We start from the raw sequence: 6,684 nt of genomic DNA, 5'->3' as shown, positions 1-6,684 counted from the left end.
GTGGCGGGCATGGAAGATTCCCCTGCCCGCGCTGGTGAGCGCGCATCCCTATGGCACGCTGTGCAGCCCGCTGATCGACCGCGACGCTCCGATCGAGGCGGCGACGCGCCTGTTGCAGCAGGCGCGCGAGGCCGGTGCCCATGCGCTCGTGCTGAACGACGTCGCGCTCGACGGCGCGGCGATGGCCTCGCTATATCAGGTCCTGAATCGTGATGGCCTGAAGCCGCGTGTCCTCAGCTCCTACATCCGCGCCAGCCTCGACGCGACGCAGGACGGCGACACGCTGCTGCGCGACGCTCTGGGCACCAAAAAGCTCAAGGAGTTGCGCCGCCTGCGCCATCGGCTCGAAGAGCACGGCCCCGTCGTGTTCGAGGTCGCGCGCCGGCCTGACGAAATCGGGCCCGCACTCGAAACATTCTTGCAACTCGAAGCCAGCGGCTGGAAGGGCAAGCGCGGCACCGCGCTGATCCAGCATGCGGGCGATGCGGCCTTCATCCGCCGCGCGGTGCCGGCGCTGGCAGAGACCGCACAATGCGAGATCGTCAGCCTGCGCGCCGGCACGATTCCGGTAGCCGCCGGCATCGTGCTGCGCCATCAGGACCGCGCCTTCTTCTTCAAGCTCGGCATCGACGAAGGCTTTGCAAGATATTCGCCCGGCGTGCAGCTCACGCTCGACCTCACCCGCCACCTCTGCGCCGACCCCGCCATCGCCAGCGCGGATTCCATGGCGAGCGCCGACCACCCCATGATCAACCCGATCTGGCGGGGACGCTTCGCAATCGGTGACGTGCTGATCCCGCTGCGGCGGAACGACCCGGTCGTGGCGCTCATTCACGCAGCACTGGTCGGTCTCAACGTCGCGCGCGAGGCCGCGCGACGCGTGGTCCGCCGCCTCCGCAAATAAGCGAAACCTACTCCGCCGCCTGCGCGTTGATCTCCGCCGAGACCTCGCGGATGGCGCGGGCGAGCAGGTTCGGATCCTGCGCGCCGGAGACGGCGTATTTCTGCGCGAAGACGTAGGTCGGCACGCCGGAGATGCCCTTCTCGGCGGCTTCCTGCGCGTCGGCCGAGACGCGCGCGACGTCCTCGTCGGTGGCAAGGCGCCGGCGCACGTCGTCGGCGTCGAGACCGACATCGACGGCCGCCTGCACCAGCACGTTCACATCGGTGAGGTCGCCGCCATCGCGGAAGTACAGCTCCATCAGGCGCTGCTTCATCTCGGGCGCCTTGCCGATCGCTTCGGCCCACAGAATCAGGCGATGGCAGTCGGTCGTGTTGGGCTGACGCGCCACCAGCTCCGGCTTGTAGACGAGGCCCTCCTCGCTGGCAGCCGCGACGACGCGCCCCGCAATGCCCTTATAGGCCTCGACCGAGCCGAACTTCTTGGTGAGATAGTCCTCGCGGCTGATGCCCTCGCGCGGCACCCAGGGATTGAGGAAGAAGGGACGGAAATTCAGCTTGACCGGAACGTCGGGCACGAGCGCCAGCGCGCTCTCGATGCGGTGCTTTCCGATATAGCACCAGGGGCACACCACGTCGGAGACGACGTCGATCTGGAGCGGTTTCAGCGTGCTCATGTCAGGCGCCTCCTTCGGGCACTTCAAGGGTTCGCCCAAAGATAGGCAGAACCCGGGCCGAGGCAAGGGCGCTAGCTCATAGCTGCTGCCATCTGCTTCAACCGCTCGGCGGTGCGCTCGTCGGCCGGAAAGAACGTCTCCAGCGCAAGCTCCGAGAGGGTGATGTCCACGGGCGTGCCGAACACCATGGTGGTGGAGAAGAAACTAAGTATCTCCCCCTCGTGGCGCAGCTTGAAGGGGATGGCGACATTGTCGCTCGACAGCGGCGCCGATCGTGCCGGGATCGGGTAGCGCTTGAGGTCGTTGTAGAGCTTGATCAGCTCCGGATCGGCCGTTGCTTCGCATTGCCGGTGCAGCCGCTCCAGAAGATGCCCGCACCACTCCGCGAGATTGACCGTGCGCGGCGCCAGCGCCTCGGGATGGAAAGCGAGCCGCAGCACGTTGAAGGGCTGGCCGAGCAGCCGCTGCGGAATGCCGTCGAGGAGCGGCGCCACCATGCGGTTGGCGGAGACCAGGTTCCAGTGCCGGTCCACCGCAAGCGCGGGATTGGGCTCGTGCGCCCTGAGGACGAGGTCGATCGCCTGGCGGGCTGATTTCAAGGCGGGATCCTCCAGCGGGCGCTGCGGAAACGCCGGCGCAAAGCCGGCGGAGACCAGCAGCACGTTGCGTTCGCGCAAGGGCACGTCGAGACGCTCGGCGAGCCTCAGCACCATGTCGCGCGAGGGCGCGGCGCGGCCGGTCTCGACGAAGCTCAGATGCCGCGCCGAGATCTCGGCCTCGCCCGCCAGATCGAGCTGGCTCATGCGGCGGCGCTGCCGCCATTCGCGCAAATGGTCACCGATATGGATTGGCTGGCTGCGTTCGGTCTGTGCCGTGGATGCATGTGCGTTCATGGTCGAAAACCTAGCATGCGGGGTTCATCCGTTCCATTACCCGCGAGGTAATGGATATGGGCATGTACCCACATGAAACAATTGAATTCATTTTTCGCTGGGGAATAGCGTCGATGTCCCTAAAGGGACCGGTGCACGTACCCGCGATAAAAGGGACAAGGCGCGAAATGCGGTCCGGTTTTGCGCAGGACCGGCGAAAGCACTATTTCAAGATCGCCTCACCTCATCGAAATCGTGATTGTGCTGAGATTGGCGGCGAACTCCATGCCCGCCTTGGGGCCTTGCAGCACGATGGTCACGCCCTTTTCGTTGCGCAGGTGGACGCCATTGATGCCGCCGACCAGGGCAGCGCCGCCGCCGACCGAACTGTAAGTCCCGGCGAAGTCGCCGACCTCGCGGATGCCCGAGGCCCGGCCATCGAGCCGGCCGATGGTCGCGCCGGCCGTGATGCCAAAACTCACGCCGGATACGTTGAACGGATAATCGCGACCACGATAGGTCAAGACGCCGTTGCCCACGCCACCGCCGATCAGCAGGCCCGCTTTCACGATCTTGACCCGGACCTGACCGCTCGCCTGCCCAAACGACGGCGTCGCCGGAATGGCGAACGCGAGCAGTGCGATCGCCATCAAGCAAACGGCGATCGCGCGCGGCCGAGCTCGCCTGCTCTCAGGGTTTTGCGGCATCGACCTTCTTCCAGGTCTGGTCCGGATCGAACAGCGTGGTGCGCTGGGCGATAGACTCGGTGCGCTCTCCCAAATCCTTCTGGTAGACGGTGCCAGCATGATTGACCAGGAAGGTCATGACGCCGGAATTGCCGTATTCGGCTGGCCAGGCGATCAGCGCGAAACCACCGATCATCTTGCCCTTGACGACGTAGTTGAGARCACCGCCGGGCGCATCCGATCCCTGCCCCTTCAGGATACGGAAATAGTATCCATGATATGGGCTCGGCCCTACACTTCCGGCCTTGTAGCCTTCGGCCGAGGCGTCCGCCGCCAGTGCACCGAGTGGGCTCGGGTCGCTGTCGTCGCGCCAGAACAGGCCGTCCTTCTTGCCCGGGCTGCTGACGATGCGTTGCGCATAGACGCCAACGCCCTCACCACGATCCTTCTCGGCATATTCATTCTGGGCATCGACATAGGCGAGCGCGGTCTGGATCGCGTCGAGCTCGTTACGGCCGATGCGACGATAGAGAACCTCGATCCGTCCCTCGGCCGTGTCGAATTCCCAGCCGCTCTTTGCATTGACGAGTGGAATTGGGAACGGGAAGTCGTCCGGCCCCAGCATCAGCGTGGCCTTCTTGTTGCCTTCCGCCTTGATCGAATGCTTGGCATCATACATCGACGTGAAGCGCTGGCGTATGTCTGCATCGGCGACCTCGTCGCCGGACGAGACGATGTCGTCGGCAGCCCTGCCGAGCACCTTGAGAATATCGCCCGGACCGCTCTTGACCGCTGCGGCAAGAGCTGCCGCTGCATCCTCGGGCGTAGAAAAGGATTGCTGCGCAAGCGCGGTCGAACCCAGCAGCACCAGCGCCATGATGCCCGGCAACGCCGCGCGATGAAGTGACTTCAGACCGATCATGGCGTGATCTCCGCGGGGATCCTCGCACCGCCGGCGAGCCAATCGCTGTAGGTGCGGAATTTCAATCCGAGCTTCTCGTAGAAGACAACCAGGTAACCGTCGTTGCCGCGGGCCACCGCCTCCGGGTTCACGCGTTCGACCTCCTGCGCCATGACACCGACATAGGCCTTGTTGCTGCCGAGATAGCTGAAGCGGTAATAGCCGAGCCCGTTGGCGAGATAGCCGAGCAAGACGACGTCGTGCTTCAACGCAATATCGGAACGCCGGCCGCCGCCGCCTCCCCGTCCGCCGCCACCGCCGCCTCGGAAGCCGCCTCCGGCAGACATGCCGCCACCGCCACGCCCGGCGAAGCTCGGCCCACCGCCACCGCGGGGCATGCTCGCCATGCTCGACCGCCCGCGGGCGGACGCCGCTGCAGCCGCTCTGCCAGAGGAAACGTTCATGGCACCGCCGCGGCTGCCTCCACCACCGCGATTGGCAGAAGCTGCGCGATTGCCGCCAGCGGCGCCGCCGCGGTTGGCGGCCTTGGCGCGGTCGCCACCACCCTTGGCTCGATCGCCTCCGCCCTTCGCACTCCCCTTGGCGCGATCCGCAGCGCCGGCGCGATCGCCGCCACCGGGCCGGTCCCGCGTACCCGCACGGTCGCCGGCGCGGTCACCCGCTCGATCTCCTGCACGATCGCCCGCTCGATCAGCTGCACCGGCGCCCGGTCGATCCTTGAGGACCTGCTGGCCATCGCGGCCGCGAAAGTCCATCCGGTCCGCGGCGCCCGCCTTCAGATTGTTGTTGCCAAAACGCTGCTGAACATTGGTGTTGTTGTAGCGCACGCCCTGGCGGTGCGCCGGATTGTGCTGCCAGCCATTTGCGATGTTGGTGGTCCGGTGATTGACATAGACGTTGCGGTTGCCCCAGTTGCAGCCGCCGCCCCAGTAATTGCCCCAGCGTCCGATCGCCCAGGCGGTCCCAAACGCGAGACCCGCCGCGACCACGCCTGCGCCGATATAGGACGGATAGCCGAAGTAATATGGCGGGTACTCCGCGTAGGGCCAGTCCCCGTAAACGGCGGCTGGCTCGTAGTACGGCACGTACATCGTTCCCGGCTCGGCCGGTTCGATGACGACCACCTGCCTGTTTTCCTGCGTCTGAACACTGACCTTCTGCTGCTTGGTCGTGACGAGCTTCTTGTTGTCATAGGCCTTGGTGCGCAATCGCTGGATCGCATCCATCACGTCCGGCTGCTGCGCGAGCACGGCGTCACCCAGGCTCTTGGTCCAATCGAGCTTGTCATTCATCATCGTCAGAACGTCCGCCGTGCTGGCGAGCGCCTTGACGCTGTCGTCCCAGGCCTGCTTCTCGACCTCGGTCTTGAGCGCATCGCCCTTCAGCGACTTGTGTTCTTTCAGCCAGCGATCGGCCTGCACGACTTCCAGCGGATAGGTCGACGCGGCCAGCACATTGGCCAGCAACTCGTCAGGATAGAGCGCGATCGGCGCCACCAGCGCTTCGAGCTGCTCGGGCTTCAGGAGTTCGGCGCTTGGCGGAGCCTGGCTTGCCGGCTGCGCCTGAGCGGTTGGAGCAGCAGGTTTGTCGGCCGTCTGCGCCGAGGCGACGGCCGGGATGGCCATCAAAAGCGCGAGCGCCATCACGGTCCTGGCACAACGRAGCATCATACCCTCCATCGGAGTCACCCTTTGGAGGATCGATCCGCGGCCCGATCGTTCTTTGACAAAGATCAAGGGAAATGGCTGAGCCCGGTTGCGTTAATCGTACTGCTGCAACGCGAAAGCCTAGCGCGCGATCGGGAGCTTGATCTTGAACAGCGCCCCGCCGGAGGGCGCGTTCTCGGCGGAAATCGTGCCATGGTGCGCCTCGACGATGGTCCGGGCGATCGCCAGGCCCATGCCCATGCCCTGCGGCTTGGTGGTGAAAAACGGATTGAAAATGCTGTTGAGATCATCCATCGCGATGCCTCCGCCGGTGTCAGCGATCCGGATCTCCGCCCAGGCACCGGAAACGTTCGTCGTTACACTGATTTCGCGTTTGCCGGCCTGAATTTCGGACATCGCGTCCAAGGCATTGACAATGAGATTGAGCACAACCTGCTGGAGGTGAATCGGATCGCCCCGGACGTAAAGTTCGGCCGTCACCGGAACGTAGTTCAACACGACGCCTCGTCCCTTGGCCACATCTGCGACGAACCCGATGACATCCCCCACGGTATCGTTCAGTTCGATGTATCGAAGTTCAAAGGGCGTCTTTTTCAGCATGCTGCGCAGCCGTCGGATCACTTCGCTCGCCCGGTGATCGTCGCGCCTGATGTCGGCCAGGATGGCTCTGAGTTCATCGAGGTTCGGCGAGGCGCTCTTCAGCATGAGCTCCGCTGTCTCGGCGTTGGTCAGGATCGCGCCGAGCGGCTGGTTCAGCTCGTGCGCGATGGAGGTCGTCATCTCGCCGGCGGCCGCATAGCGGCTGAGATGCGCGAGCTCCGCCAGGCGTTGCCGCGACTCGACGTCCGCCAGTCGGCGTCGGCGACGCTCGTGGAGTAGCCCGCTGATCAGCCCGCCCTGGACCAGGAACGCCGCTGCGATCATTGCCATTTGCCAACGATACCGTTCCCAGAGCCCCTG

At 65.0% G+C, this 6,684-nt stretch carries 7 protein-coding genes; 1 reads left to right on the top strand and 6 read right to left on the bottom strand.

Annotated features, from left to right (window positions below; all coding sequences use genetic code 11):
- Window positions 1-904, top strand: a 904-nt coding sequence (locus AC1D00_RS21000; protein WP_477011982.1) for a GNAT family N-acetyltransferase, incomplete at its 5' end; no start/stop codon positions are given.
- Between the two features lie 7 nt (window positions 905-911).
- On the opposite strand, the gene AC1D00_RS20995 is transcribed toward AC1D00_RS21000, so the two are convergent.
- The 6 genes from AC1D00_RS20995 to AC1D00_RS20970 form a co-directional block, all read right to left on the bottom strand.
- A complete protein-coding gene (locus AC1D00_RS20995; protein ID WP_477011981.1) occupies window positions 912-1,577 on the bottom strand; it encodes a DsbA family oxidoreductase in 666 nt (221 codons plus the stop codon).
- Between the two features lie 71 nt (window positions 1,578-1,648).
- Window positions 1,649-2,470 (bottom strand): helix-turn-helix domain-containing protein, encoded by an 822-nt coding sequence (locus AC1D00_RS20990; RefSeq protein ID WP_477011980.1) that lies wholly within the window; start codon window positions 2,468-2,470, stop codon window positions 1,649-1,651.
- 218 nt (window positions 2,471-2,688) lie between these two features.
- Window positions 2,689-3,156, bottom strand: coding sequence for a hypothetical protein (locus AC1D00_RS20985; protein ID WP_477011979.1), 468 nt, complete (start codon window positions 3,154-3,156; stop codon window positions 2,689-2,691).
- Window positions 3,140-4,057 carry a DUF2950 domain-containing protein gene (locus AC1D00_RS20980; protein ID WP_477011978.1) on the bottom strand — a complete coding sequence of 306 codons (918 nt, stop codon included), beginning with the start codon at window positions 4,055-4,057 and terminating at the stop codon, window positions 3,140-3,142. Before AC1D00_RS20980 ends, AC1D00_RS20985 begins: the two co-directional genes overlap by 17 nt.
- On the bottom strand, window positions 4,054-5,724 hold the full coding sequence (locus tag AC1D00_RS20975) for a DUF3300 domain-containing protein (protein WP_477011983.1): 1,671 nt from the start codon (window positions 5,722-5,724) through the stop codon (window positions 4,054-4,056). Before AC1D00_RS20975 ends, AC1D00_RS20980 begins: the two co-directional genes overlap by 4 nt.
- A 120-nt stretch (window positions 5,725-5,844) precedes the next feature.
- Window positions 5,845-6,684, bottom strand: an 840-nt coding sequence (locus AC1D00_RS20970; protein WP_477011977.1) for a sensor histidine kinase, incomplete at its 5' end; no start/stop codon positions are given.

This window comes from Bradyrhizobium sp. P2_E8, from assembly GCF_056403875.1.
Note: the sequence above shows the minus strand (reverse complement) of the source record. Positions and strands in the feature narration are given on the sequence as shown.